The organism is Mesorhizobium sp. M7A.F.Ca.AU.002.02.1.1, from assembly GCF_003998535.1.
GTDB lineage: Bacteria > Pseudomonadota > Alphaproteobacteria > Rhizobiales > Rhizobiaceae > Mesorhizobium > Mesorhizobium ciceri.
Map to the genome: position 1 here is coordinate 1 of NZ_RZPB01001138.1, position 1,395 is coordinate 1,395.

Sequence of the window (1,395 nt, forward strand, 5' to 3'; positions counted from 1 at the left end):
CCCCTACTCCCCTACTCCCCTATTCCCCTACGGCCAGGTCTCTGCCAGCCGATGTCGAGCAGGCCCAGCCGGCCAAGCTCCTTGTCCATTGCGCGAGCGACATCACGGCGCGCGCCGCCGATATCGCGCAGTTGGCGGTCGGAGAGATCCTCGACGTTCTGGTAGGCAGTATCGCGGCGGGGGAGGCGTATCGCGACCCGGGCGTGACGCAACCAGTCGAGGGTTTCGGCCAGCCAGTTCGGACGATGTGCGGACGAATTCAAAACGATGATGGACATGGTGTGCTCCGTTCTCCCCGAATATCAAATCCGGCTTGATGATGTTTCGATGGACAGATCATGCCAGATTGAAATCTCTGTAGGAAACGAGTAGTTTTCTCTCGATCATCAAGTTTTCTTTGAGGATAGGATGGCTCGTCTTCTGCCTGGGACTCGTGCCTTGAGGACGCTGGAGGCGGCGGCCCGGCACCTCAATTTCACCCGTGCCGCCGACGAGCTTGGGCTGACACCGGCCGCCGTCAGCCATCAGATCAAGGAAATCGAGGATCAGCTCGGGCTGGTGCTGTTCACGCGCACCAGCCGCACCATCCGGCTCACCGAGGCGGGAACGGTGCTGTTCGACGCCTCGGCGGACGCGCTCGACCTGCTTGGCCGGGCTGTTTCGCGGGCGCAAAAGCTGACGCGCGGCACCGCTCTTTTGAAGGTAACGCTCGACGCGCAGTTCGCGTCAAAATGGCTGATGCGACGCGTCGACGATTTTCGCAAGCGTCACCCCGATATCGAGTTGCGATTCGACATTGCCTATGAAGTGCGGGATTTCGAACTTGACGACATCGATGTCGGCATCCGTTTTGGCGCTGGCAAATATCCGGGCCTTCGCACCCACCGGCTGTTCGACAACATCCTCATTCCGGTATGCAGCCCGAGCCTTTTGACGTCCGGTCCGCCGCTGCGCGAGCCGCGCGATCTTTTCAACCATACGCTTGCGCATATCGAATGGTCGCGGCAAGGCGTGACGTGGCCGAACTGGCGGATGTGGATGGCGGCGGCCGGCATCAATGATTTCGACGACAGCCGGACAGTCGTGTTCGGAAATTCCACGGATGCCGTCCAGGCAGCGCTCGACGGCAATGCCGTTGCGCTCGCCGATTTCGCCATGGTGGCGAACGACCTTTCCCAGGGCAGGCTGGTGCAGCCTTTCGAACTCGGCCTGCGCGTGGCGCCCGAGTTCGCCTATTTCCTGGTCTATCCCGAGAATACCGCCGACGATCCGCGCATCGTCGCCTTTCGCGAATGGATGCTAGAGGAAGTCGCCAAGACGCGGACCACGGATAAAGGGCAGTAGGGCAGTAGGGCAGTAGGGCAGTAGGGCAGTAGGGCAGTAGGGCAGTAGGGC

Annotated in this window: 2 protein-coding genes; one reads left to right on the top strand and one right to left on the bottom strand. The window is 61.1% G+C overall.

Going from position 1 to position 1,395, the window contains the following annotated elements; genetic code table 11:
- Positions 1 to 11 precede the first annotated feature (11 nt).
- Positions 12 to 278 carry a hypothetical protein gene (locus EN879_RS35840; RefSeq protein WP_013528900.1) on the bottom strand — a complete coding sequence of 89 codons (267 nt, stop codon included), beginning with the start codon at positions 276 to 278 and terminating at the stop codon, positions 12 to 14.
- A 130-nt stretch (positions 279 to 408) separates the two neighbouring features.
- On the opposite strand from EN879_RS35840, the gene gcvA reads away from it, so the two are divergent.
- Positions 409 to 1,344 carry a transcriptional regulator GcvA gene (gene gcvA / locus EN879_RS35845; RefSeq protein ID WP_013528901.1) on the top strand — a complete coding sequence of 312 codons (936 nt, stop codon included), beginning with the start codon at positions 409 to 411 and terminating at the stop codon, positions 1,342 to 1,344.
- Positions 1,345 to 1,395 lie beyond the last annotated feature (51 nt).

Coding starts and splice junctions, on each gene's coding strand:
- EN879_RS35840 (WP_013528900.1), bottom strand. CDS start 278: ATGTCCATCATCGTTTTGAATTCGTCCGCACATCGTCCGAACTGGCTG.
- gcvA (WP_013528901.1), top strand. CDS start 409: ATGGCTCGTCTTCTGCCTGGGACTCGTGCCTTGAGGACGCTGGAGGCG.